The 23,635-nt window shown below is 66.0% G+C and carries 23 protein-coding genes; 15 read left to right on the forward strand and 8 right to left on the reverse strand.

Annotation, left to right across the window (positions count from 1 at the left end):
- The first annotated feature begins 46 nt into the window (after positions 1-46).
- From ACIPK7_RS05015 to ACIPK7_RS05025, 3 genes are all read left to right on the forward strand, one after another.
- Positions 47-853 (forward strand): ABC transporter substrate-binding protein, encoded by an 807-nt coding sequence (locus tag ACIPK7_RS05015; protein ID WP_192431329.1) that lies wholly within the window; start codon positions 47-49, stop codon positions 851-853.
- Positions 854-933: 80 nt separating this feature from the next.
- Positions 934-1,647, forward strand: a complete 714-nt coding sequence (locus ACIPK7_RS05020; RefSeq protein WP_192431328.1) for an amino acid ABC transporter permease — start codon at positions 934-936, stop codon at positions 1,645-1,647.
- Between the two features lies 1 nt (position 1,648).
- Positions 1,649-2,341: an amino acid ABC transporter permease gene (locus ACIPK7_RS05025; protein WP_401085918.1), complete on the forward strand. Its 693-nt coding sequence runs from the start codon at positions 1,649-1,651 to the stop codon at positions 2,339-2,341.
- 3 nt (positions 2,342-2,344) lie between these two features.
- Here the strand turns inward: ACIPK7_RS05025 and ACIPK7_RS05030 are convergent, their stop codons facing one another.
- The gene (locus tag ACIPK7_RS05030; RefSeq protein ID WP_401085921.1) at positions 2,345-3,094 is read right to left on the reverse strand and encodes a DUF899 domain-containing protein; all 750 of its coding nucleotides are present in this window, start codon (positions 3,092-3,094) and stop codon (positions 2,345-2,347) included.
- Between the two features lie 95 nt (positions 3,095-3,189).
- Here ACIPK7_RS05030 and ACIPK7_RS05035 point away from each other — a divergent pair, with 95 nt between their 5' ends.
- The 7 genes from ACIPK7_RS05035 to ACIPK7_RS05065 all read left to right on the forward strand — a co-directional run bounded on the left by ACIPK7_RS05035 (position 3,190) and on the right by ACIPK7_RS05065 (position 10,981).
- The gene (locus ACIPK7_RS05035; RefSeq protein WP_401085924.1) at positions 3,190-4,386 is read left to right on the forward strand and encodes a helix-turn-helix domain-containing protein; all 1,197 of its coding nucleotides are present in this window, start codon (positions 3,190-3,192) and stop codon (positions 4,384-4,386) included.
- 41 nt (positions 4,387-4,427) lie between these two features.
- A complete protein-coding gene (locus ACIPK7_RS05040; protein ID WP_401085927.1) occupies positions 4,428-5,078 on the forward strand; it encodes a glutamine cyclotransferase in 651 nt (216 codons plus the stop codon).
- Positions 5,079-5,143: 65 nt separating this feature from the next.
- Entirely contained in the window at positions 5,144-5,593 is a 450-nt protein-coding gene (locus ACIPK7_RS05045) for a methyltransferase family protein (RefSeq protein ID WP_401085929.1), read from the forward strand.
- Between the two features lie 96 nt (positions 5,594-5,689).
- A complete protein-coding gene (locus tag ACIPK7_RS05050; protein WP_401085930.1) occupies positions 5,690-6,391 on the forward strand; it encodes a response regulator transcription factor in 702 nt (233 codons plus the stop codon).
- Positions 6,391-7,767 carry a sensor histidine kinase gene (locus tag ACIPK7_RS05055; RefSeq protein ID WP_192431321.1) on the forward strand — a complete coding sequence of 459 codons (1,377 nt, stop codon included), beginning with the start codon at positions 6,391-6,393 and terminating at the stop codon, positions 7,765-7,767. Before ACIPK7_RS05050 ends, ACIPK7_RS05055 begins: the two co-directional genes overlap by 1 nt.
- A 72-nt stretch (positions 7,768-7,839) precedes the next feature.
- Positions 7,840-10,074 (forward strand): TonB-dependent siderophore receptor, encoded by a 2,235-nt coding sequence (locus ACIPK7_RS05060; RefSeq protein ID WP_192431320.1) that lies wholly within the window; start codon positions 7,840-7,842, stop codon positions 10,072-10,074.
- A 16-nt stretch (positions 10,075-10,090) separates the two neighbouring features.
- A complete protein-coding gene (locus ACIPK7_RS05065) occupies positions 10,091-10,981 on the forward strand; it encodes an alpha/beta hydrolase (protein WP_192431319.1) in 891 nt (296 codons plus the stop codon).
- Positions 10,982-11,243: 262 nt separating this feature from the next.
- On the opposite strand, the gene ACIPK7_RS05070 is transcribed toward ACIPK7_RS05065, so the two are convergent.
- Entirely contained in the window at positions 11,244-12,137 is an 894-nt protein-coding gene (locus ACIPK7_RS05070) for a LysR family transcriptional regulator (protein ID WP_401085935.1), read from the reverse strand.
- A 90-nt stretch (positions 12,138-12,227) separates the two neighbouring features.
- Between ACIPK7_RS05070 and ACIPK7_RS05075 the strand changes: the two genes are divergently transcribed.
- Complete coding sequence (locus tag ACIPK7_RS05075) at positions 12,228-13,004, forward strand: NAD(P)H-dependent oxidoreductase (protein WP_192431317.1); 777 nt, start codon at positions 12,228-12,230, stop codon at positions 13,002-13,004.
- Between the two features lie 85 nt (positions 13,005-13,089).
- Here ACIPK7_RS05075 and ACIPK7_RS05080 read toward each other — a convergent pair whose 3' ends face one another.
- Positions 13,090-13,905: an aminotransferase class IV family protein gene (locus ACIPK7_RS05080; RefSeq protein WP_401085938.1), complete on the reverse strand. Its 816-nt coding sequence runs from the start codon at positions 13,903-13,905 to the stop codon at positions 13,090-13,092.
- Positions 13,906-14,044: 139 nt separating this feature from the next.
- On the opposite strand from ACIPK7_RS05080, the gene gcvA reads away from it, so the two are divergent.
- From gcvA to ACIPK7_RS05095, 3 genes are all read left to right on the forward strand, one after another.
- Positions 14,045-14,956: a transcriptional regulator GcvA gene (gene gcvA, locus ACIPK7_RS05085; RefSeq protein ID WP_401085941.1), complete on the forward strand. Its 912-nt coding sequence runs from the start codon at positions 14,045-14,047 to the stop codon at positions 14,954-14,956.
- A 117-nt stretch (positions 14,957-15,073) separates the two neighbouring features.
- On the forward strand, positions 15,074-16,090 hold the full coding sequence (locus tag ACIPK7_RS05090) for an SLAC1 anion channel family protein (RefSeq protein WP_401085943.1): 1,017 nt from the start codon (positions 15,074-15,076) through the stop codon (positions 16,088-16,090).
- 87 nt (positions 16,091-16,177) lie between these two features.
- Positions 16,178-16,519, forward strand: coding sequence for an FKBP-type peptidyl-prolyl cis-trans isomerase (locus tag ACIPK7_RS05095; protein ID WP_192431313.1), 342 nt, complete (start codon positions 16,178-16,180; stop codon positions 16,517-16,519).
- Between the two features lie 15 nt (positions 16,520-16,534).
- On the opposite strand, the gene ACIPK7_RS05100 is transcribed toward ACIPK7_RS05095, so the two are convergent.
- On the reverse strand, positions 16,535-18,511 hold the full coding sequence (locus ACIPK7_RS05100) for a UvrD-helicase domain-containing protein (RefSeq protein ID WP_401085947.1): 1,977 nt from the start codon (positions 18,509-18,511) through the stop codon (positions 16,535-16,537).
- A gap of 166 nt (positions 18,512-18,677) precedes the next feature.
- On the opposite strand from ACIPK7_RS05100, the gene ACIPK7_RS05105 reads away from it, so the two are divergent.
- Complete coding sequence (locus tag ACIPK7_RS05105; protein ID WP_401085949.1) at positions 18,678-19,445, forward strand: ATP-binding cassette domain-containing protein; 768 nt, start codon at positions 18,678-18,680, stop codon at positions 19,443-19,445.
- 48 nt (positions 19,446-19,493) lie between these two features.
- On the opposite strand, the gene fhuF is transcribed toward ACIPK7_RS05105, so the two are convergent.
- From fhuF to ACIPK7_RS05125, 4 genes are all read right to left on the reverse strand, one after another.
- Entirely contained in the window at positions 19,494-20,249 is a 756-nt protein-coding gene (gene fhuF / locus ACIPK7_RS05110; RefSeq protein ID WP_401085952.1) for a siderophore-iron reductase FhuF, read from the reverse strand.
- Between the two features lie 31 nt (positions 20,250-20,280).
- On the reverse strand, positions 20,281-21,267 hold the full coding sequence (locus ACIPK7_RS05115; RefSeq protein WP_401085955.1) for a GNAT family N-acetyltransferase: 987 nt from the start codon (positions 21,265-21,267) through the stop codon (positions 20,281-20,283).
- Between the two features lie 98 nt (positions 21,268-21,365).
- Complete coding sequence (locus ACIPK7_RS05120; protein ID WP_192431308.1) at positions 21,366-22,700, reverse strand: lysine N(6)-hydroxylase/L-ornithine N(5)-oxygenase family protein; 1,335 nt, start codon at positions 22,698-22,700, stop codon at positions 21,366-21,368.
- A 335-nt stretch (positions 22,701-23,035) separates the two neighbouring features.
- Positions 23,036-23,542, reverse strand: a complete 507-nt coding sequence (locus ACIPK7_RS05125; RefSeq protein WP_401085958.1) for a sigma-70 family RNA polymerase sigma factor — start codon at positions 23,540-23,542, stop codon at positions 23,036-23,038.
- Positions 23,543-23,635 lie beyond the last annotated feature (93 nt).

A 23,635-nucleotide genomic window follows, 5' to 3' on the forward strand; every position in this document is an offset into this window, starting at 1 on the left:
CGGGAACCCGTCGCACGAACGGGGCCCGAGAAGGAGCTGGATGTTCATGAAGAAACTCACTGCCGTTACCGCCCTCGCCCTGGCCGTCCTCTCCGGACTGGCCCATGCCGACCGTCTGGAAGACATCAGGAAAGCCGGCGTGCTGCGCGTCGCCGCGTTCGACAGCAACCCGCCGTTCGGCTTCGTGGACGGCAAGAGCAAGCAGATCGAAGGCCTCGACGTGGATTACGCCAAGGCCCTGGCCGACAAGCTCGGCGTCAAGCTGCAAGTCCTGCCGACCAACCCTGCCAACCGCATCCCGCTGCTGACCGCAAACAAGGTCGACCTGGTGCTGGCCAACTTCACCATCACCCCCGAGCGCGCCGAGCAGGTGGATTTCAGCATCCCCTACTTCTCATCCGGGCAGCAGTTCATCGTGCGCAAGGGCAGCCTGAAGTCGCCGGAAGACCTGAACAAATGGCGCGTGGGCGTCGACAAGGGCACGGTCAATGAAGGCGTGCTGCGCGAGAAATTCCCCGGCGCCAAGGTCATCGCCTACGACGACACGCCCTTCGCCTTTACCGCCCTGCGCAACGGCCAGGTCCAGGCCATCACCCAGGACGGCCCGAAGCTGATCGGCCTGCTGGCCAACGTGCCGGACAAGGACAAGTACGAGGTGCCGCCCTTCACCATTTCCAATGACCTGATCGGCGTCGGCATTCCCAAGGGTGAAAAAGCCCTGGGCGAGTTCGTCAACCAGAGCCTCACCGAGCTGGAAGCCAACGGGCAGGCGCAGAAGATTTACGACACCTGGTTCGGCCCGACCACCAAGACGCCGCTGGCGCGCCTGTACAAGATAGGCGACAAGAGCTGATCCCCGCCCCGCGCAACGCACCACCGCACGCCCCACACCCGTGGGGCGTTGCCATTCCTGCCTTCTGATGGACTTTCACGATGTTCGGCGAACTGCTCGCCCCGACCTACCTGAGCTGGCTGCTCGACGGCTTCCTGCTCACCCTCGGTATTTCCCTGTTCTGCTGCGTGGTCGCCACCCTGCTCGGCGCGCCGCTGGCGATTGCCCGGCAGGCGAAGTCGCGCTGGCTGTCGTGGCCGGCGCGGGCCTATCTCGCGCTGTTTCGCAATACGCCGCTGCTGGTACAGCTGTTCTTCTGGTACTTCGGCGTGCCGGCGCTGCTCCCGGAGGACTTCGTGTTCTGGCTGAATACGCCCCATGAGCTGGGCGCTCTGGCGTGGCCGTCGTTCGAATTCCTCGCCGCCGCCTGGGGCCTGACGCTCTACACCACAGCGTTCATCGCCGAGGAATTCCGCGCCGGCATCGCCTCGGTAAGCGAGCAGCAGCGCGACGCTGGCATGGCGCTGGGCCTGCGCCCAATCCAGGTGTGGCGCTGGGTAATCCTGCCGCAGGCGCTGCGCACCGCGTTGCCACCGCTGATGGGGCAATACATGAACGCGCTGAAGAACTCCTCGCTGGCGATGGCCATCGGGCTGGCGGAGCTGTCCTACGCATCGCGCCAGGTGGAGACGCAGACCTTCAAGACCTTCCAGGCGTTCGGTGTCGCCACCCTGCTCTACATCGGCGCCATCGCGCTGATCGAGGCGCTGGGCCAGGCGCTGCAGCAGACCCGCCGCTACCGCCAGGGAGCCTGACATGGACTTCTCCGTCATCCACGACAACCTCTCCTATTTCCTCGTCGGCGCCTACCCCGACGGCCCGCTGGGCGGCGCCGCGCTGACCATCCTGCTAGCGCTGGCCTCCGGCATCGTCTCTGCGGTCATCGGCCTTGCGCTGGGCATTGCCTTGTCAGTGCTGGGCGGCAAACCGCGCCTGCTGCTGGTGGCCTTCCTCGGCTTCTTCCGCGCGATCCCGGTGCTGATGCTGATCTTCTGGACCTACTTCCTACTGCCCATCGTCTTCCACTTCGACGTGCCGGCGCTGGGTACGGTGGTCTGCGCGCTCTCGCTGATCGGCGGGGCCTATCTGGCGCACTCGGTGCACGCCGGCATCGAAAGCCTGCCCAAGGGCCAGTGGGACGCCGCCCGCGCGCTGGGTCTGCGCCCGTGGCAGGTGCTCACCCTGGTGATCCTGCCGCAGGCGCTGCCGGTCATGCTGCCGTCCTTCTTGAATCAATGGGTCTCGCTGATCAAGGACACCTCGCTGGCCTACGTGATCGGCGTCGGCGAGCTCTCCTTCGTCGCCACCCAGGTGAGCAACCGGGTAATGGTCCATCCCACGGAAATATTCCTGTTCGTCGCCCTACTCTACTTCCTGCTGTGCTCGGCGCTGGACCTGGCCGCAGCACTGCTGGCAAGGCTGCGACCGGATTACCGCAAGGCGGTGTGAGACTTAATACTCGTCGTGCCGGCGCCACCAGATGCCCTGCTCGTTGCGCCCCAAAGGCGCACGGTCGAGCCACTGGAACAGCCCCCAGAGCGCGTCCAGCCCGCGTGCGTATGTGGAGTAGCAGTGATAGATGTTGTCGCCTTCACGCACGAAGCTGCTCATCCCCGGCAGGTCGCGGGTGAAGGTCGCCACGTCGGTGCCGCAGCAGGCGGCGATTTCCACCACAGGCGCCGGCGCAGGACCTGCAGCGGGGCCTTCGCGGCGGAAGTTGTAGTCGACCTCCCCCCCGCGCTGCTGCGCCTCGGTGAAAGACACATTGAAGTCATAGTTGAACCCGCTGCCGTGGGATGACGCCCACGGGAAGCTCCAGCCCATGCGCCGACGGTAGACCAGCAATGTCTCCAGCGGTGCTCGGGAGACGGCCAGCAGGCTCACATCATGGTTCGCCAGGTGAGTTGCGTAGCCATCGAAGCCATCGGCGATGTTCGAGCAGGACGGGCAGCCGGCACGGTAGTCCGGGCCGAACATGAAGTGATAGACCAGCAGCTGCGAACGGCCGGCGAACAGGTCGGCAAGGCTCGCCGGGCCCTGCTCGGTGTCGAAGCGGTAGTCCTTGTCGACCAGCACCCAGGGCAGCGCCTGGCGCTTGCGCGCCAGTTCGTCGCTGCGTCGGGTCAGGGCCTTTTCCTCGGCCAGCAACTCCAGGCGCGCGGCCAGCCATTCTTCGCGGGTAGCGGTGGGATGAGCAGTCATGGCAGTTCTCCTCCGCCAGCGGCGGTTCGGTGGGCATGACTTAGACTAGGCATCGGACCGGGAGCGAAGGGAGTGACAAAGGTGGCGGGATTTCCATGGATTCGCTGATCACGGCAGCAGCTCGTGCCCTGGCCACGGGCGACCCGCTGGGCGCGCTGAACCGCGTGGCGCTGCGCGAAGACCCGCCGGCGCTGGCCCTGCGCGGCATCGCCATGGCCCAGCTGGGCGATTTTCCGCGTGCGCGCGCCCTGCTTCGCCGCGCCGCCCGCACCTTTGGCGCCCACGAACCGAGGGAGCGCGCCCGCTGCCTCGTGGCCGAAGCGGAAGTGGCGCTGGCCAGCCGCGAACTGAACTGGCCGACGGAGCCGCTGGAGCAGGCGGCGCGGGTGCTGCAGTTCCATGGCGACAGGGTCAACGCTGCCCATGCCCATTACCTGCTGATTCGCCGCGCGCTGCTCATCGGCCAGCTCGATCAAGCCCAAGCCGCCCTCACCGAGCTGGAGCCCGAATCACTACCCGCGCCGCTACGTGCTGTGCATTGGCTGATTTCGGCCGGCATCGCCGTTCGCCGGCTGCACGCGCATGAGGCTCGGAGCGCTTTGCGCAAAGCCGCCGAGGCTGCTGCCGCTTCGGGTATTCCCGCCCTGCGTGCGGAGGTCGACCAGGCGGCGCGCATCCTCGATGCGCCGGCGGCCCGGCAGATCAGTCCCCCGCACACGCGCCTGCTGTCGCTGGATGAAGTGGAAAACCTGCTGCGCTCCGATGCCCTGGTGGTGGACGCCTGTCGCAACCGCGTGGGCAGCCTCGCACTGGGCAGCCGCCCGGTGCTCTTTGCCCTTGCCCGCGCACTGGCCGAGGCCTGGCCCGATGACATGGCGCGTTCCGAGCTGATCGGCCGGGTGTTCCGCACCCGTCACCCGGATGAAACCCACCGGGCACGCCTGCGCGTGGAAATCGGCCGCCTGCGGCGCCTGCTGCAACCCCTGGCCGGTATCGAGTCGACGCCTCGCGGTTATCGGCTGGTCGCCGCCAATCCGGTGGTCCTTGCGCCTCCGCTGGAGGAAGCCAACGCTGAAGTGCTGGCGCTGCTCAGTGACGGCCAGGCCTGGTCCAGTTCGGCCCTGGCATTGGCGCTGGATACCAGCCAGCGCAGCGTGCAGCGCGCCCTCGAAACGCTGGCCGAAGCCGGCCTGGTGCAGGCCCTCGGGCAAGGGCGCGCCCGACGCTGGATGCTGCCGCCAGCGCCGGGATTCGCGACGACCTTGTTACTCCCCGCTCCCTTCGGTGTCTGAATAGGCTGAAGGCTCCCCCCCTTAACGTGCAGGGCAACACCATGACTACCCACTACAAGCAATCTCCCGCGCAGGTGCTGGAGGAGTACGGTCCGTTCCCCGGCGTCGAAACCGTCGCCGGTGTGACCTTCGACGGCCGGCACGTCTGGATCGCCACCGGCGATAGTCTGAGCCGGCTCGACCCGCAAAGCGGTCAGCTGGAAGCGTCGATCCCGGTTCCGGCCCACGCCGGCACCGCCTTTGACGGCAAGCACCTGTACCAGATCGGAGAAAGCATCATCCAGAAGATCGACCCCGCCAGCGGCAAGGTGCTCTCGACCATCCCCGCACCGGGCAATGGCGGCGATTCCGGCATGGCCTGGGCGGAAGGTTCGCTCTGGGTCGGCGAGTACCGCGCCCGGAAGATTCATCAGATCGACCCGGAAACCGGCGAAATCCTCCGTACGATTGATTCAAATCGTTTCGTCACTGGGGTGACCTGGGTCGAAGGCCAACTCTGGCATGGCACCTGGGAGCCGGAATCGACCTACAGCGAGCTACGCCGCATCGACCCGCAGTCCGGCGCGGTTCTGGAGCAACTGGACATGCCCGAAGGCGTACATGTTTCCGGCTTGGAGACCGACGGCGGCGAGCGCTTCTACTGTGGTGGCGGCAACAGCGGCAAGGTTCGGGCGGTACGCCGGCCGCGCTGAAAACGGCAATCTGGGCTAGTGTACGCACCTCACTGGAGAAGGCTGCACTGGCCCGGAGACCGAGCATGGATTGGCTGGAACACCGTATTCCCCCGCCCCTGGTGGCGATCATTACCGCCGTGCTGATGTGGCTCGCGGTGCGCCCGATTGATCCGCTGGGCAGCCGGCTGTGGCTGGCCCTGCTGGTAATGCTGGCCGGGGTCGCGGTCTGCCTGGCCGGAGTCGCGTCGTTTCGCCGCGCGCGCACCACAGTCAACCCGCTGAAGCCGGAGTCGGCCTCCTCATTGGTGGTCGCCGGTATCTACCGGCATACGCGCAACCCCATGTACCTGGGCTTCGCGATCGTCCTGCTGGGGTGGTGCGTGTTCCTCGGTTCGGCGCTGGCGGTGCTTGGCGTCGCGGCTTTCGTGCTGTTCATCGGGCGCTTCCAGATCCGCCCGGAAGAACGTGCCCTGCGCGAGCTGTTCGGTTCCGAATTCGACGCTTACTGCGGCCGAGTGCGACGCTGGGTCTGAGGCCATTTCTGGCAGGTGCACGGCAGATCGCCATTGCCTTCTGACAGAAATGGGTGAGATAGTTGCAAATAGTAAATATTCTCATCAAGGCCTGCTGTGTCCCCTTCGCTCTTGCTGGTGGAAGACGATTCCCGTCTTCGCCTGGACCTCGAACGTCATTTCTGTCAGCGCGGCTTTGCCGTCACTACTTGCGCGAACGGTGACCAGGGGCTGGTGGCCGTCCACCAGAACGATTTCGATTTGGTCCTGCTGGACATCATGCTGCCCGGCGTCGATGGCCTTTCCTTGCTGGATACGCTGCGCAACGCGCGCACTACACCGGTGATGCTGATGTCCGCCCTGGGCGCGGAACAGGACCGCATCACCGGCTTCACCCGCGGCGCCGACGACTACCTGCCCAAACCGTTCAGCCTGGCGGAACTGGATGCGCGAATCGATGCGCTGCTGCGTCGGGCCAACCTGGATCGAGCCCGCACCGCGCAGAGCGAGCCTCAACGGCACAGCTCTTTGCAGTTCGACGATGAACTGCAGGACGTTTCCCGCAACGGTGAACACGCCGGCCTGACGAATTCCGAGTACCGCCTTTTGGCGACGCTGAGCGCCCATGCCGGCGAAGCGCTGAGCAAGAGCTTTCTCTACCAGAGCGTCCTGCACCGCACTTACACGCGCCTCGACCGGGGGCTGGATGTGCACGTCTGCAACCTGCGCCGCAAGCTTGCCGCCATCGGTGCGCAGCAGGTGCAGATCCAGGCCGTGCGCGGCCAGGGTTACATCCTGGTGGATGCGGAACGTCACTGATGCGCCGTCACCCGCTGCTGTGGAAGATTGCCGCGCTGCAGGTCGGCTTCTGCCTGCTGCTGACCTGGCTGATCTGGACCTGGGGCCTGTCGCTGGAGCGCAGCACCTATTTCCTCGGCACCGAGGACCGCGACTACCTGGCACGCTACGCAGAACAAGCGGAAACGGTCTGGGAGCACCAGGGCGCCGAGGGCGTGGAACGCTTCCGCCAGCAGCTGTCCGCCGCCGAAGACACCTGGGTCGCGGTGATCGGTTCACACCTGCAGAGCCTGGGAAGCACGGCGCTGACGGCGGAGGAATCCAGCCACCTCACCTTCATGCGCAAGCTTGACTGGCCGATGAGCCGGCGCCTGCAGGACGAGTTGCCCTACGTCAGCATCGAATTCCCCCGACATCCCGAGCGCGGCCGGCTGGTCATGCAGTTGCCCGAGCGCCTGCTTCCGGGCGGCCTGACGCCCTGGACGCACCTGTTCAGCCACGGCGTAGTGCCGACCCTGCTGGCCGCCCTCCTCGGCTTGCTGATCTATCGCCACCTGGTGCTGCCGCTCAATCGCCTGCGCGCCCGCGCCGATGCCCTGCGCGCGGACGATCTCGACCGCGAGGGCCCCGGCACCCCGCTGGCCCATCGCCGCGACGAGCTGGGCGAACTGGCGCTGGCCTTCGATCACATGGCTGACCGCCTGCGGCACAGCCTGGCACAGCAACGCCTGCTGCTGCGCACGCTGTCCCACGAATTGCGTACACCCTTGGCGCGCCTGCGCATTGCCCATGACAGCGACCTGCCGGCGGACCAGCTGCGGCAGCGCCTGGACCACGAGATCCAGGACATGCAGCGCCTGCTGGAAGACACCCTCGACCTCGCCTGGATGGACACCGAGCGCCCGCAACTGGAACGCGAGCCGGTACTGGTGCTGTCGGTCTGGGAAGCGCTGCGCGAGGACGCCTGCTTCGAAAGTGGCTGGGAGCCCGAGCGGCTGCCCTGCTCGCTGGGCACCGACTGCGTGGTGCAGGTACACCTGGACAGCTTCGCCCAGGCCATCGAAAACCTGCTGCGCAATGGCATCCGCCACTCCCCGCGCGGTGGCAGCGTGCGCCTGGGCGGTTGGCGCGAGGGCACATTCTGGCACCTGTGCGTCAGCGACGACGGTCCCGGCGTCGCCGAAGCAGACCTCGAACGCATCTTCCAGCCCTACCAGCGGCTGCAGCCGTCGGAGTCCAGCGGATTCGGCCTTGGCCTGGCCATCGCCCGGCGCGGCGTCGAGCTGGCGGACGGGCGCTTGTGGGCCGAGAACGGCTGCGACGATGGTAAGGCCGGTCTCTGCCTGCACCTGTTGCTACCGGCCGTTACGGCCCAACAAAACGGCGCAAGTGTTTAGAAAGTTAATGCGCTTTACTTGCAAATAGCAGTAATTATCATTTGGCGATCTTTCAGTTGCCGGAGATCACCGATGCCGTCCCGTCCGACGCAGTTCCTTCCACCCTTCCTGCTGCTGTCCAGCTGCCTGCTGTCCTTCGCCGTACAGGCCGCCAGCGCCGATTCCGATGTCGTCGAGTTCGACAGCGAGACCATCGTCGCCACCGCCGCCGAGGAAGCCAAGCAGATGCCGGGCGTGTCGATCATCACCGCCGAAGACATCAAGAAGCGCCCGCCGGCCAGCGACCTGTCGCAGATCATCCGCACCATGCCGGGCGTCAACCTGACCGGTAACTCCACCAGCGGCCAGCGCGGCAACAACCGCCAGATCGATATCCGCGGCATGGGCCCGGAAAACACCATGATCCTGGTGGACGGCAAGCCGGTCTCCAGCCGTAACGCCGTGCGCTACGGCTGGCGTGGCGAGCGCGACTCGCGCGGCGACACCAATTGGGTGCCGGCCGACCAGGTGGAACGCATCGAAGTCCTGCGCGGCCCGGCGGCGGCGCGTTATGGCAACGGCGCGGCGGGCGGCGTGGTGAACATCATCACCAAGCAGGCGGGCAAGGAAACCCACGGCGACGTCACCGTCTACAGCAACTTCCCGCAGCACAGCGACGAAGGCGCCACTCAGCGCATGACCTTTGGCCTTAATGGCCCGCTGACCGATACCCTCAGCTACCGCGTGTACGGAAACGTCGCCAAGACCGACTCGGACGACTGGGACATCAACGCCGGCCACGAATCCAACCGCACCGGCAACCAGGCCGGCACCCTCCCCGCCGGACGTGAAGGCGTGCGCAACAAGGACGTCAACGGCTTGCTCAGCTGGCACCTGACGCCCGAGCAGACGCTGGATTTCGAGGCCGGCTTCAGCCGCCAGGGCAACATCTACACCGGCGATACGCAGAACACCAACAGCAACGCCAACGTGAAGTCCATGCTCGGTCACGAGACCAACCGCATGTACCGCGAGAACTACTCGATCACCCATCGCGGTGAGTGGGACTTCGGCAGCTCCATGGCCTACCTGCAGTACGAGAAGACCCGCAACAGCCGCATCAACGAAGGCCTGGCCGGCGGCACCGAGGGCATCTTCAGCAACACCGATTTCTACACCGCCACCCTGCGCGACCTCACCGCCCACGGCGAAGTGAACCTGCCGCTGCACGCCTGGCGCGACCAGACCCTGACCCTGGGCAGCGAATGGGTGCAGCAGAAACTCGACGACCCCAGCGCCAACACCCAGACCACCAGCGAAGGCGGCTCGGTGCCGGGTCTGACCAGCAGCAACCGTGACACCACCTCGCAGGCGCAGATCTTCTCGCTGTTCGCCGAAGATAACATCGAGCTGATGCCCGGCACCATGCTCACTCCCGGCCTGCGCTGGGACCACCACAGCATGGTCGGCGACAACTTCAGCCCGTCGTTGAACCTGTCCCACGCGCTGACCGATACCGTCACCCTGAAGGCCGGCATCGCCCGCGCCTACAAGGCGCCGAACCTCTACCAGCTCAACCCCGACTACCTGCTCTACAGCCGTGGCCAGGGCTGCTACGGCCAGAGCACCAGCTGCTACCTGCAGGGCAATGAGGACCTCAAGGCGGAAACCAGCGTCAACAAGGAGCTGGGCATCGAGTTCCAGAAGGACGGCCTGATCGCCGGCCTGACCTACTTCCGCAATGACTACAAGAACAAGATCGAGTCGGGCCTGTCGCCCATCGATCAGGCCAGCGGCGGCAACGGCAGCTACGCCAACGCGGCGATCTACCAGTGGGAGAACGTGCCCAAGGCGCTGGTCGAGGGCCTGGAAGGCACCCTGACCATCCCGCTGATGGAGCAGCTGAAGTGGAGCAACAACTTCACCTACATGCTGCAGTCGAAAAACAAGGAAACCGGCGACGTACTCTCAGTGACGCCCAAGTACACCCTGAACTCCATGCTCGACTGGCAGGCCACCGACGCCCTGTCGCTGCAAGCCAGCGTCGCCTGGTACGGCAAGCAGACGCCGAAGAAGTACGACTACCACGGCGACCGCGTCACCGGCAGCGCCAACAACCAGCTCTCGCCCTACGCCATCGCCGGGCTGAGCGGCACCTATGTGTTCACGAAGAACCTGAGCTTCACCGCCGGGGTGGACAACGTCTTCGACAAGCGCCTGTTCCGCGAGGGCAACGCCCAGGGCGTGAACGGCATCGAGGGCGCCGGCGCCGCCACCTACAACGAACCGGGCCGCACGCTGTACACCAGCCTCACCGCGTCGTTCTGATTAGAGAAAAAACCTGATGAGACTTCGCCTCCTCCTGGCACTGGCGTTCGCCGTGCCGGGGCTGGCAGCGCACGCCGCGCCTGCCCCCGACCAGAAAATGGACACCCATCTGCTGCAACGCAACGACCTGGCGTACCGCTTCAGCGAGCTGAAGCTGGATTCCGCCGACGGCCAGCGTCACTACCAGCTGTGGATCGCCCGCCCGAACCACCCTTCCCCCGCCGCCGGCTACCCGGTGGTGTGGATGCTCGATGGCAACGCCGCCATCGGCGCGCTGGACGAGAAACTGCTGAGCGAACTGAACGACGGCAAGGCCCCCCTGCTGATTGCCGTCGGCTACCAGACGCCCCTGCGCATCGATCGCAGCGGCCGCACCCGCGACTACACCCCGCGTCGCCCGCAGCTTGCCGAGCAGAAAGACCCGCTCACTGGTGATCCCAGCGGCGGCGCCGACGCCTTCCTCGATCTGATGCGCGACCGGATGCTCCCGACGGTAGCCGCCCAGGCGCCCATCGACCGCTCGCAACAGACGCTCTGGGGCCATTCCTACGGCGGCCTGCTGACGCTCCACGCGCTGCTCACCCGGCCGCAGCAGTTCAGCTTCTACGCTCCGGCGAGCCCTTCACTGTGGTGGGGCGACGGCGCGATCCTCAAGGAGCAGGACGGCTTCGCCCAGCGGCTGGCCGGCCACTCTGCGCAACTGTTGCTGATGCGCGGCGGCGAGGAACCCTTCCGGCCGCGTGAAGGCATTACTCCCAGCGCGCCCCGCGCCGCCCAGCAACTGGTGGAAGATGTCGCCAAGGTGCCCGGCATGCAGGCGCGGTTCCATGCCTTCGACGGCCTGAGCCATGGGCAGACGCTGGCCGCTTCGCTGAAGTACCTGTTGCGGACAAAGTTCGCGGACTGACTGGATATTCCACCGCAGGCTGAATCCCCTCACCCCAGCCCTCTCCCAGAGGGAGAGGGAGCAGTCCGTGCCGGCTGACGCGACGGCTTCATCCTGCTCCGAACGGTCCCCTCTCCCTCTGGGAGAGGGTTAGGGTGAGGGCTAGCCCAGCGCCAGTTCCCCTCCTTTAGGAGCGAGCTTGCTCGCGAACCCGCCCAGCTCCGGAGGCAACCTGTAGGAGCGAGCCATGCCCGCGATCGCGCCCATGGGGCGCTCCTACAGGTCACACCGCGCCGGCAATCTGCTCGCGCAACCACCGATGCGCCGGGTCGCGGTGCGAGCGCTCATCCCAGAGCATCGACATCTCGTAACCCGGCACCTCCACCGGCGCCTCCACCACCCGCAACGCCGGGTTGTCCCGCACCAGCCGCGCCGGCACCATGGCCACCAGGTCACTCCTGGCGAGCACCGAGATGACGACGAGGAAGTGCGGCACCGATAGCGCTACCCGCCGGCTCAGGCCGACCGCCGCCAGCGCCTCGTCGGTCACGCCGCTGAAGCCGCCTCCGTCGGGGGAGACCATCACATGCTCCAGCTGGCAGAACTGCGCCAGGCTCGGCTTGCGCTTCAGTTTCGGGTGCCCGGCGCGCCCGGCCAGTACATAGCGCTCGCTGAACAATGTCCGTCGACGCATGCCTGGTGGGCTGCCCTCGGTGGTGTGGAAAGCCAGGTCGATCTCGCCCTGCTCCGCCTGTCGAGCGATGCGCGGCGGTGATAGCTCCAGCAGCGCCAGACGGGCGCCCGGCGCACTGCCGCGAATGGCGCTCAACGCCGGCAGCAGAATGGTGGATTCGCCGTAGTCGGTGGCAGCGATGCGCCACGTGTTGTCCGCTTGCGCCGGGTCGAAGGGCGCTGACGGCGCCACCGCCTGCTCCAGCGCTTCCAGGGCGATGCGCAACGGTTCGCGCAGGGATTCGGCCCGCGCCGTCGGGCGCATGCCGCGCGGGCCGGGCAGCAGCAGCGGGTCGTCGAAGATGTCGCGCAGCTTCGCCAGGTGCACGCTCACCGAGGGCTGCGAGAAATTCAGCCGCTCCGCAGCGCGCGTCACGTTGTGCTCGGAAAGCAACACATCCAGGGTCACCAGCAGGTTGAGGTCGAGCCTGCGCAGATTATTCATTCATATACCTGGGATACCGGATATTCATTTCCACTATACCTGCGGCAATCGCATCCTGCGCACACCCCCTCTCATATGGAAACCGCCTCCATGAACGTACTGATCGTCTACGCCCACCCCGAACCGCGCTCGCTCAATGGTTCGCTGAAGGACTTCGCCGTGCGCCGCCTGCAGGCCGCCGGCCACGAGGTACAAGTTTCCGACCTCTATGCGATGAACTGGAAAGCCACGCTGGACGCCTCCGACAGCCTCGACCGCGATCCCGAGGCGCGCTTCGATCCGTCCCAGGATTCCAAACGTGCCTACGCCGCCGGCCGGCAGAGCAGCGACATCGCCGCCGAGCAGGAAAAACTGCGCTGGGCCGACACGGTGATTCTGCAGTTCCCGCTCTGGTGGTTCACCATGCCGGCGATCCTCAAGGGCTGGTTCGAGCGGGTCTACGCCTATGGATTTGCCTATGGCGTCGGCGAGCACTCCGATGCCCGCTGGGGCGACCGCTACGGTGAAGGCAATCTGGCCGGCAAGCGCGCCATGCTGATGGTCACCACTGGCGGCTGGGAGTCGCACTACAGCGCTCGCGGCATCAACGGGCCGATCGAGGATCTGCTGTTCCCGATCCACCACGGCGTGCTGCACTACCCCGGCTTCGACGTACTGCCGCCCTACCTGGTCTACCGCACCAGCCGGGTGGATGCGCTGCGCTACGCGCAGATCGAGCAGGAGCTGGGCGAGCGCCTGGACAACCTCCAGACCACCGCGCCCATCCCCTTCCGCCGGCAGAACGGCGGTGATTACGACATCCCTGCGCTGACCCTGCGCGAGGAGATCGATCCGCAGGCCAGTGGATTTGCGGCGCATCTGGAGTGAATGCGGTTCGCGAGCAAGCTCGCTCCTACAAGCAGCGCGGCTCTTCGTAGGGGCGAGCTTGCTCGCGAACTGCCCAACAGCGGACTCAGGGACGAACCCGCGGCTCCGCTTCGAAGGCACTGCGCAGCAACTCGACGAACTCCGGCGCAGGGGGAATTTCCACCTCGCCGATGCGGCTCACCGGCACCGCCGGCGTCCAGGAGTTCATCACCACCGCGCCGGCCAGGCGCGGCAGGTCCTGCTGATCGATGCTCAGCGATGACTGGCGCGCGCCGAGCCTGTCCAACTGGCGCTGGAGGATGCCCATGGTGGTGCCAGCGAGCATCCTCGCCCGCGGCCAGATCACCGTTTCGCCGTCCCAGAACGCCAGGTTCCAGATGGTCGCCTCGCTGAAGCGACCACGGTGGTCGGTGAACACCGCATCATCGAAACCGGCAGCCACCGCCTCGCGCAGGTACCAGGTCTTGGCGATCTCGCCGACGTGCTTGATCTCCGGCAGCACCCGCTCGTGCCCGGCGATGGCCAGCGACAACGGGCCCTGCGGGCCATCCGACGGCGGCGCGGTGCGCACCAGCAGCTCGGGCCGGTGCTCGGGCCCTGCGACAGTGAACTCCCCGGCGGGCGAGTACACCGTCGCCATCAGCGAAGTCTCCGCAGGCGCCTGTTCCAGCGCAGCACGTAAGGCAGCGCGGATTTCCTCGTCGGTGTGGCTCCGGCCGAACAGCCGCAGCGAGGCATTGCGCAGTCGCTCCAGGTGCAGGTCCAGACCACGGATGCCGCCGCCGCGCACCTGCATGGCAGTGAAATGGGCATAGCCGGCGAAGGCCAGCGGTGCGAGATCGTCGGCACTGGCGGGACGGGCGTTGCGTTGGGTGATGTAGGGATGAATGGCGACTGACATGGCTTTGGCTTCCTCTGCTCGGTGTTTCACTGCCTGGACATCTGCATATCCAGCATCAAGTGGAATCACTATCGGCCTTTGACGAAGCCAGGAGAAACGAGTATTTCTCGATAAATCATCAAACAGGATTTGAAGATCGATGAGCCGTTCCTTTCCCGGTATCCGCTCGCTGCGCACCTTCGAGGCTGCCGGCCGTCACCTGAACTTCACCCGCGCCGCAGAAGAGGTCGGCCTCACGCCAGCGGCGGTCAGTCACCAGATCAAGGAGCTGGAAGACCAGCTCGGCCTCGGCCTGTTCGTGCGCACCAGCCGCAGCATCCAGCTGACCCCGGCGGGCGCCTTGCTGCTGGAAGCGGCGGCGGAATCCCTCGGCCTGCTGCATCGCGCCACCGTGCGGGCGCGGCGGCTGGCGCGCACTTCGGAGCAACTGCGGGTCTCGCTCACCGCGCGCTTCGCCACCCACTGGCTGCTGCCGCGCCTGCCGAAATTCCGCGCGCTGCATCCGGGGCTGAAGCTCAGCTTCGACGTCAGCGACGAGCTGCGCGACTTCGCCGTCGACGACATCGACCTCGCCATCCGCTTCGGCAGCGGTCGCTATCCCGGCTTGCTGGCGGAGCGGCTGTTCGATACGCAGATCGTCCCGGTGTGCTGCCCAAGCCTGCTGGTAGACGGCCCGCCGCTGCACGAACCGCGTGACCTGCAGGCCCACACGCTGTGCCACGTGGTTTGCGAAACCGAAGGCGCGCCCTGGCCGGACTGGTCGCGCTGGATGGCGGCGGCCGGCGTGGAAGACTTCGACGCCAGCGGCTGCGTCACCTTCGAGGACACCAGCCACGTGGTACAGGCGGTGCTCGAAGGCGGTGCGGTCGGGCTGGCCGACCACGCCATGGTCGCCCGCGAGCTGGAACAGGGCCTGCTGGTGCAGCCGTTCGAACTGGGCGTGCGGGTTGCCGAGGACTATGCCTACAACCTGGTCTACCCGCAGGCCAGCGCGGACGAGCCGCGCGTCAAGGCCTTCCGCGAATGGATTCTCGGGGAGATGGCGGTCTAGGCCCGCTGCGCCATTCACCCACGGAGGTATTGCCGCAGGATCTTTCCCGTCTACGCTGTGCGACGACGGAGTCCACGGACTCGGATTGCTCAGCGTACCGATAGGGAAGATTCACCTATGACAGAAAACATCGATACCGCTGCCGCCTTTGGTGCTCCCAAGGAAACCGCTCGGGAAGGCCGGCTGGGCTACCTGCCAGTCGCCCTGTTCGGCTCGGTGATGGGGCTTGCGGGCCTGTCTTCGGCCTGGAAGCTGGCCACGGTCATCTACGCTGCGCCACAGTGGGTGTCGCAAGCTATCGGCCTGCTGGCGCTGCTGGCCTTCGTCGCCGTCGGCATCGGCTACGCCATCAAGGCCGTCACCGGCCCCCATTCAGTGAAGGCGGAATTCCTCCACCCCATCGCCGGCAACCTGTTCGGCACGCTGTTCATCAGCCTGTTGCTGCTGCCCATTCCCCTGGTCGACTACAGCCTGTTCCTGGCGCGCGCCTGCTGGCTGATCGGCACGGCCGGCATGCTGCCGTTCGCCTGGCTGATCATTTCCCGCTGGCTCGGCCAACGCCAGCAGGCAGCCCACGCCACGCCGGCGTGGATTGTCCCGGTGGTGGGCCTGGCGGATATCCCGCTGGCGGTGCCGCTGCTGCAATGGCCGGGCGCGGCCGACGTCGCCTTCTTTTCCCTGGCAGTGGCGCTGTTCTTTGCCGTGCCGCTGTTCACCCTGATCCTCTCGCGACTGCTGTTCGAAGAGCCGCTGGGTGTCGGCCTGCAACCTTCCCTGCTGATCCTGCTGGCGCCCTTCGCGGTTGGCTTCTCCGCCTATGTCAGCATCGTCGGCGAGATCGACCGCTTCGCTAGCGCGCTGTACATGCTCACCCTGTTCATGCTGGCGGTGCTCGCCGGGCGCCTGCGCCACCTGGCGCGCAACTGCCCGTTCCGCCTGGCCTGGTGGTCGGTCGGTTTCCCGCTGGCCGCCGCAGCCGGTTGCGCTCTGCGCTACGCGGGTCATGCGCCTGGGCCCTTCACCAACGGCGTGGCGCTGTTCCTGCTGGCCGCCGCAACGGTCGTCATCCTCGGCATGGGCCTGCGCACGCTGATCGGCGTGGCGACGGGCCAGCTGCGTAACCTCGCCACCTGAGTCGCGCGGCTTGCCATTGCCGACGAATCCTGCGAAAACGCACGCCCTCGCGGCGCTCGTGCCGCACCCGCATCATCGGAGAAAGCCATGAGCAGCGAACTGCAGATCGAAGATATCGTCGTTGGCGACGGCAAGACCGTGGTCAAGGGCGCCCTGATCACCACCCAGTACAAGGGCACCCTGGAGGACGGCACCGTCTTCGATTCGTCCTGGGATAAGGGCCGCCCGTTCCAGTGCGTGATCGGCACCGGCCGGGTAATCAAGGGCTGGGATATCGGCCTGATGGGCATGAAGGTCGGCGGCAAGCGCAAGCTCTTCGTGCCCGCGCACCTGGCCTACGGCGAGCGCCAGGTCGGCGCGCACATCCAGCCCAACTCCAACCTGCTGTTCGAGATCGAGCTGCTGGAAGTCCTCACCCGCGACGAGTGATCGGCCTCTTCGGACTCAGGCCGGCGCGGTTTCCACGTTGCGCCGCAGCGCCAGGATCGCCGTGGGCCCCCGGGCCTTGCGGGTGAACCAGAAGACCCGGCTCACGCCACGGGTGATCGCCACATAGGCCAGGCGCAGCTGCTCGTCCTGCTGGGCCTGGTCGTAGCTGCTGGCGAAAAACCCGCAGGCCGCGTACAGCGCGCTGCGCAGCGGGTGTTTCTCCGGCGGCGCGCAGTCGTCGACGATGATCGCCACTTCCGCCTGCAGGCCCTTGGCGCGGTGGATGGTCATACCCTTCACCGGCAGCTTGCGGTCCAGCTCGCCGAGGATGGTCTGCAACGTTTCATTGCGCCGGCTGAGCAGCAGCACGGCGGTTTTCTCCCGCGAGCCGCGCGCGGCGACGTGTTCGCACTGCTTGCGGATCTCCTCCAGCAGGAGTGGCAAGCTGTTGCGCGCGTCGAAGCGCTGCACCAGTTTCACCCCGTGGTCGCCCGCCTCTGCCGACTTGAAGGCGCGGCAGGTCTTGGCCTGCTTGTTGGTCACTCCCACCAGCACCCGCTCGCCGTCGCGGATCACCGGGTCGATGCTGCGGTAGTTGGTCTCCAGCAGCAGCACGCGGCTCTTGAGCCGGCCCTTGCTGGGGAAATGCCGGTCGAAGTCCATGAACAGCTCCGGCGAGCTGCCGCGCCAGGCGTAGATGGACTGCCAGTCATCACCGATGGCCATCAGGCTGACGGCCTCGCCGCGCTTGGCGAGGTCGCGGTGCAGCGCCTGCAGCCATTGCACAATCTGCGGCGAGACGTCCTGGAACTCGTCGATCAGCAAATGCTGGAACGGCGCAAGCGCTTCGGCCGGCAGCTTGCCGTCACCGAGCTGGTCGGTCAGACGCTGGAAGGCCAGGTTGAAGGTCAGCAGGCCCTGCTCCTGCAAGGCGGCATCGAAGGCCGCCCAGAACATCTGCAGTGCCTCGATGAACTGGCGCTCACGCGGAGGGCAGGCGAGTTTCTGCGGCTGTAACTGGTCGATGCGCAGGCCGATGCTCTCGATGAAGCCGGATTGCGCATAGAAGGCTTCGAACAGCGGCAGCGCGATGAATTCGCCCGGCAGTTTGAAAGCATCCAGTGGCGCCTTGCCGACACGCGGCGGCCTGCCGTCTTCGCCTGCCTCCGGCGGTAGCGGCAGCTCCAGCAGTTGGTGCACCAGAACGCGGAACGCTGGCTGATCGGCGTAGCACTGCTGGTAGACCTGCTTGAGCAGGCGCTGCTGCGCCGAGCGCAGGCGGCCGGCGAGCAAGGGATTGTCCAATTCGTCCGCCGGGGTGCGCTCGTCCAGTTGCTCGAACCAGCGCGGGTTCTTCAGCGCGACCTTCGCCAGGGTGCCCATGGCAGAATGGAAGGTCCGTACACACTGCCTCGCCCGCGCGGCATCGAACGGATGCCCCCAGTAACCGAGCACCTTCACCAACTGCTCGCGCAACTGTGCGCAGGAGGCGTTGGTGAAGGAAATCACCGTCACCTTCTCGGCATCTATCCCCAAGTGGCAGAGCATGTAGACCACCCGCAACACCAGCGTGGTGGACTTTCCGGAACCGGCGCCGGCGAAGATGCGGGTCAGCGGTTCCGGCGCTAGGATCATCGCCCACTGCTCTTCCGATGGCAGGCTGAGAATTCCGCGGGCAGCGGCCTGGGCCACGCGCTGGCGCATGTCCAAGGCGTGCTGTTCATCCGGAGCGCTGGCGGTGCCGTAGATACCGGCAGCCGCCTGGGCGCGCGGGCGTTTGGGCGCAGGCGCGTCGCCGTCTTTCCTCGCCTTGGGGCTGCGTTTGGCCGGCGCCTTGCTCGCACCTTTTGCCTTGCCCTTCGCCTTGCTGCGCGCGCCGGCTTTGGGTTGCGCCGCCTCGCGCTCGGCGCGCAGGTATTCGGTGGTACGGGGGAAATAACGCGCAAGGGCTTCGGCAACCAGCCGCTTGTAGCGTTCGACAGCAGACTCCATGGGCCCTACCAGATCAGTTATAGCGTTGAATCATAAGCGGTTTGCGACAGTGACAGGCAATCAATCCGACGGTTCCGCAGCGCCCTGGAAAATTGATAACCATTAGCAATTGGATTAGAGTCGGGCTCCCGCTTTTCCTGGCCACGCCGCCACTACGGATGACCCCATGTTCGAACTGGAAAATGTCAGTTTCAGCGTCCCCGGTCGCACGCTTCTGCAACCGCTGAGCCTGCAGCTGGCCGACGGCAACATGATCGGCCTGATCGGTCACAACGGTTCGGGCAAGTCCACCCTGCTCAAGCTGCTGGCCCGTCAGCAACAAGCCAGCGGCGGCAGCATCCGCCTGGACGGCAAGCTGCTGCAGGACTGGGGCAACCGCGACTTCGCGCGCCAGGTGGCTTACCTGCCGCAGCAACTGCCGCAGACCGACGGCCTGACCGTGCGCGAGCTGGTCGCCTTCGGCCGCTATCCGTGGCACGGCGCACTGGGACGCTTCACCGGCGAGGACCGCCAGCAGATCGATCGCGCGCTGGACCTCACCGACACCCTGGCCTTTGCCGATCGCCCGGTGGACCTGCTCTCCGGCGGCGAACGCCAGCGCGTCTGGCTGGCCATGCTGCTGGCGCAAAACAGCCGCTACCTGCTGCTGGACGAGCCGACTTCGGCGCTGGATATCGCCCACCAGGTCGAGGTGCTCTCCCGCGTCCACGAACTCAGCCGCGAACTGGGCCTGGGCGTACTGGTAGTGCTGCACGATATCAACATGGCGGCGCGCTACTGCGACCACCTGATCGCCCTGCACGGCGGCCGCCTGTTGGCCCAGGGCTCGCCAGCGGAACTGATGCGCGGGGAGACGCTGGAGGATATCTACGGGATTCCCATGGGCGTGCTGAGCAACCCGGTGGATGGGTCGCCGATCAGTTTTCTGCACTGATATCGGCGTTCCTACAGGTAAACGCGTGCGACGCCGACGCAGGGTGCGTTACAGATCGCTCACCTCCGGCGGCGGCTCGTCGATCAGCGGGCAGTTGTCGCAATGGCCGATGGTGCCCAGCCGATAGCGAATGCAGCAGGTCCGCCGCTGCCGCCAAAGCCCGTTGGCCCGCTGCTCGCACGAAACCTCGACATACTGGATCGGCTTGAACAGCGGGTTGCGCATGCCGTCCGGACGGCGCTCGGTCTCCAATAGCTCGCGGCCGTGGCCGAGCATCGAGGCCAGGGGCGGCAGCTTGGCCATCTCGCCGATGAACCATTCGAAGTAGTTGCCAGCGTTGCTCCAGAGCACTCTGGGCGAGAGCCGCGCCTCCGTTGCCAGCGTATGGATGAAAGGCTGCAGGTGCCCTTCCAGCAGATGGGCAAAGCGCTGGAACGGATCGCCTGGCGGCGCGGCAAAAGGCCCGCCCTCGCCCGGCAACTTGAATGCCTCAGGAATGCCCTGGGCATCCAATACCACTTCCACCTCATCGAACCCCAGCGGCAGTGTGCGACCGAGCACCAGCGCGGCAGCCACCACCGGTGGAATGAGGCGCACCAGGTACCACTTGGACCACTGCGAAGCCAGCGCGCGGCGGTCGCCATCGGCGTGGGGTGGGTCGAAACGGCGCAGCACGCTGTCGAGCATCTCCCGTTCCAGCAAGGCACACGCCGGGATCGATGGCCGGGGATCGTCGCGAGTCACCAGCACCTCGCGGTAGCTGGCGAACTCACCGAAATACAGGGGAGCGAGGGCTGCGATCACCGGGAGCCCTCAGGCACGCAACGAACCGCTGTCAGCACAGGCCGCAACGCTCGAAGAAGGTTTCCCGGCTCTGCACCATCAACGCGGCGCGCTTGTGCGGGAAGTTGAATTCCTTCTCGCACCAGAAGCCCAGGCGCTGCATGTGGCCGATCATCTTCGCGTTGTCGGCGCGCGGCTCAGCGACGATGCGCTGGGTGCGCGGGTCGTCCAGCAGCAGGTAGTGCACCAGCGCAGTCATCCAGCTTTCCACCTTGTGCGGACCACGGTGGCTTTCCTCGCCCACCAGCATATGGATGCCGCGGTCGTAGTCGCCCACGTCGTAGAACGGCGCGATGCGGTCTTCCTTGGCCCAGTAGGCTTCGTAGTAGGCGAACGGCTCGTCGTCGATGCAGCCGATGAGGGTGGTGGTGTGCGGGTCGGCGGCAGCTTTTTCCAGGTAGGCGCGGTGCTGCTCCAGGGTGCCGCCTTCCTGCCAGAACTCCAGCACGCGCGGGCTGTTCTGCCAGCGGCTGAAGCGTTCCAGGTCCAGTTCGATGTCGAGGGTGCGCAGGGAAATCCACTGGCCCAGCTTCGCGTCGAAGCGGCGATAGACCTCACCCTGCGGCTTGGGTGCGCGCAGCGGATGGCGGCGGCCGCCGCTCATGCGATAGACCTGCGGATAGTTGGCGCTGGCCAAGCCCCTGTGCCAGGCGGCGGGCAGTTGCCAGAACGCGGAACGCTCGATCTGCAGGCGCCCGCCAACGTCGTCGAGGCTCACCAGGCCTTGCTCGAAAGCTTCGACCGGGACATTGGCGGCAGCGAATTGCACGCGATCGCTCTGTGTATCGCCAGCGAAGGTCCAGTAGGCCAGCTTCCACAGCGCCTCCGTGGTTGGCGCTGAACTCAGCTGCCAGCACTCACCTTCGCGTTGCGCGCTCAACAACGGCTGGCCGTCCAGCAGCAGGGTCAGGCCATGGGTTCCGAGATCGGCGGAGAGCTTGCGGCCATCGGGCAGCGGCAGGGAAAAACTGGGCGTCATGGTGGGTTCCCTTTCGTGAATGCAACGACCCCGCTCGTATGACGAGCAGGGTAGGCAGAAATTTACTCGACCCGGACATCGATTCCGGGCCTTGCGGGTCAGGCGCTTTCCGCAGTCAGCGGGCGCGTCGGCTTGTGCGCGGTCTCGTGCGGCGGCAGGTGCTCGAACATCGACGCGGCGATTTCCTGCGCGCGCATCGGCAGCACCGACAGCAGCGTATCGCTCAGGCCGTGGCTGTCCTGGGTGAAGCCCTGCAGGTAGATGCCGGCATGCAGGCGCTTGTCAGCCAACACGCGGTAGTCGCGGCCCACTTCGAAGTCACCCAGGTACTCCTGCAGCGGCGCGAGCAGTTCGCGGTGCGACTTGCGCTCGTAGCCGGTGGCGAGGATCACCGCATCGTAGCGATGGGTTTCCACCGCACCGGTGGCGCTGTCGCGCAGGGTCAGCTCGATACCGTCGGCGTCAGCCTTGGCCGCCTCCACATTGCGGCGGCAGAGGAAGGCATGGCGATCCACGCCGGCCACTTTCTGCCGGTAGAAGATGCCGTAGATGCGCTCGATCAGGTCCAGGTCCACCACCGAGTAGTTGGTGTTGTGGAATTCCTGGATCAGCTTCTCGCGCTCGGCCTTGGGCTCGTTGAACACCAGGTCGGTGTAGCGCGGGGCGAAGATTTCGTTGACGAAGGGGCTGTCGTCGGCCGGCTTGAGCACCGCCGCGCGCAGGACCATGTCGACCTTCACCGAGGGGAAGCTGTCGTTCAGGTCGATGAAGGCTTCGGCCGCGCTCTGGCCGCCGCCGATCACCGCGATGCGCATCGGCTCGTTCTGGTTGCAGCGCTGCTCGGCCATGCATTCCAGGTAGCGGGCGTGGTGGAACACCCGCGGGTCGTCGCGCAGGTGATTGAAGGCCGACGGGAAGCGCGGCGTGCCGCCCGTGCTCACCACCACGCTACGCGCCAGACGGAAGCGTTCATGGCCACGGGCATCAGTGGACAGCACCTTGACCAACTCGATGCCGTCCGGGCCCTGCACCGGCTCGACGCGGCTGACGGTTTCGCCGCAGACGCGCTGCTCGGCGAACTGCTCACTGACCCAGCGCAGGTAGTCGTTGTACTCCATGCGGCACGGATAGAAGGTGCCCAGGTTGGTGAAGTCGATCAGCCGGCCCATCGCATGCAGGTAGTTGACGAAGCTGTACGGGCTGGTGGGATTGCGCAGGGTCACCAGGTCCTTGAGGAAGGAGATCTGCAGTTCGCTCTGCGCCACCAGGGTGTTGCCGTGCCAGCGGTAGTCGGCCTGCTTGTCGAGGAACAGTGCGTGGTAGTGGCGACCCTCGCGTCGCGCCTGCTCCTGCAGGGCGATCGCCAGCGCCAGGTTGGAGGGGCCGAAACCGATGCCGAGCACGTCGTAGGTCGGGGTGATCATCTGGGTCATGGTGCCAATGTCCTGTATCGCGATGGCCGTGGGGCGTGGCCACGCAGGAGTCGGCGGCTTACTGCTCTGCCTGGAGCGCCCCGCCAGCCGGCGGTTGGCGCTCGCTCCTGCGTGTCGCCCATGATTTGCGCTGTCGATAGCGCGTTATCTGGAAAGACGAGACAGGTCTGGCGAAATTTAGAATGATTCTCACTAAGTCATGAAAATTTCAGAGTGACGAGCGGGCGTAAACGGCAGGAATCGGTGCGCAGGCCACGTGGGACTAAATCCTGGTGCATGCCATGCGTCTGTGTATGTAAATGCGGCTCGCAGTCGCCTACGAACAACAACCGCTGTCAGCCCTGCCCGCTCCAGGCTTTCAGGCGCAGCCGGCAATGCCTCATCGCGTTGACGATGTGCTTCTCCACCATATCGCGAGAAATACCCATGGCCTGCGCGATCTCGACATGGCTGCAGCCCTCGACCTTGCGCAGCACGAAGGCGCGGCGACAAGCCTCGGGCAATTCACCAAGGGCGCGCTGGAGCAATTGCAGTTGCTGCTGATGGCTGGCTTCTTCCTGCGGGCAGCGCTCGTCGATGCAGCCTTCGCGGTCGAGGGTTTCCAGCTCTTCGGCGCGGCGCACGCGGCCTCGCCGATGCAGGTCGATGCTGAGGTTGACCGCCGTGCGGTAGAGAAATGCGCGGGGTTGTTCGATATGCTCGCCACCCTTGCGGTCGAGCAGGCGCAGGAAGGCCTCCTGCGTCACATCGGCAGCCGTCTGGCGGTCGCCAAGGCTGCGATTGAGGTACAGGACCAGCTCCTTGTAATACCGGATGAACGCGCTTTCCACCCCGTCGGGCATCCTATGAAAAACAGTCGAGGCTGTAGGCGCCTACTGACAGTCCGAGTCAGGCTTATTTATAATCACTCGCATCAACGCGAAAAGAAAGTGTGA

Source organism: Pseudomonas sp. NPDC086581, assembly GCF_044746165.1.
Lineage (GTDB): Bacteria > Pseudomonadota > Gammaproteobacteria > Pseudomonadales > Pseudomonadaceae > Pseudomonas.

Coding starts and splice junctions, on each gene's coding strand:
- ACIPK7_RS05015 (WP_192431329.1), top strand. CDS start 47: ATGAAGAAACTCACTGCCGTTACCGCCCTCGCCCTGGCCGTCCTCTCC.
- ACIPK7_RS05020 (WP_192431328.1), top strand. CDS start 934: ATGTTCGGCGAACTGCTCGCCCCGACCTACCTGAGCTGGCTGCTCGAC.
- ACIPK7_RS05025 (WP_401085918.1), top strand. CDS start 1,649: ATGGACTTCTCCGTCATCCACGACAACCTCTCCTATTTCCTCGTCGGC.
- ACIPK7_RS05030 (WP_401085921.1), bottom strand. CDS start 3,094: ATGACTGCTCATCCCACCGCTACCCGCGAAGAATGGCTGGCCGCGCGC.
- ACIPK7_RS05035 (WP_401085924.1), top strand. CDS start 3,190: ATGGATTCGCTGATCACGGCAGCAGCTCGTGCCCTGGCCACGGGCGAC.
- ACIPK7_RS05040 (WP_401085927.1), top strand. CDS start 4,428: ATGACTACCCACTACAAGCAATCTCCCGCGCAGGTGCTGGAGGAGTAC.
- ACIPK7_RS05045 (WP_401085929.1), top strand. CDS start 5,144: ATGGATTGGCTGGAACACCGTATTCCCCCGCCCCTGGTGGCGATCATT.
- ACIPK7_RS05055 (WP_192431321.1), top strand. CDS start 6,391: ATGCGCCGTCACCCGCTGCTGTGGAAGATTGCCGCGCTGCAGGTCGGC.
- ACIPK7_RS05060 (WP_192431320.1), top strand. CDS start 7,840: ATGCCGTCCCGTCCGACGCAGTTCCTTCCACCCTTCCTGCTGCTGTCC.
- ACIPK7_RS05065 (WP_192431319.1), top strand. CDS start 10,091: ATGAGACTTCGCCTCCTCCTGGCACTGGCGTTCGCCGTGCCGGGGCTG.
- ACIPK7_RS05070 (WP_401085935.1), bottom strand. CDS start 12,137: ATGAATAATCTGCGCAGGCTCGACCTCAACCTGCTGGTGACCCTGGAT.
- ACIPK7_RS05075 (WP_192431317.1), top strand. CDS start 12,228: ATGAACGTACTGATCGTCTACGCCCACCCCGAACCGCGCTCGCTCAAT.
- ACIPK7_RS05080 (WP_401085938.1), bottom strand. CDS start 13,905: ATGTCAGTCGCCATTCATCCCTACATCACCCAACGCAACGCCCGTCCC.
- gcvA (WP_401085941.1), top strand. CDS start 14,045: ATGAGCCGTTCCTTTCCCGGTATCCGCTCGCTGCGCACCTTCGAGGCT.
- ACIPK7_RS05090 (WP_401085943.1), top strand. CDS start 15,074: ATGACAGAAAACATCGATACCGCTGCCGCCTTTGGTGCTCCCAAGGAA.
- ACIPK7_RS05095 (WP_192431313.1), top strand. CDS start 16,178: ATGAGCAGCGAACTGCAGATCGAAGATATCGTCGTTGGCGACGGCAAG.
- ACIPK7_RS05100 (WP_401085947.1), bottom strand. CDS start 18,511: ATGGAGTCTGCTGTCGAACGCTACAAGCGGCTGGTTGCCGAAGCCCTT.
- ACIPK7_RS05105 (WP_401085949.1), top strand. CDS start 18,678: ATGTTCGAACTGGAAAATGTCAGTTTCAGCGTCCCCGGTCGCACGCTT.
- ACIPK7_RS05115 (WP_401085955.1), bottom strand. CDS start 21,267: ATGACGCCCAGTTTTTCCCTGCCGCTGCCCGATGGCCGCAAGCTCTCC.
- ACIPK7_RS05120 (WP_192431308.1), bottom strand. CDS start 22,700: ATGACCCAGATGATCACCCCGACCTACGACGTGCTCGGCATCGGTTTC.
- ACIPK7_RS05125 (WP_401085958.1), bottom strand. CDS start 23,542: ATGCCCGACGGGGTGGAAAGCGCGTTCATCCGGTATTACAAGGAGCTG.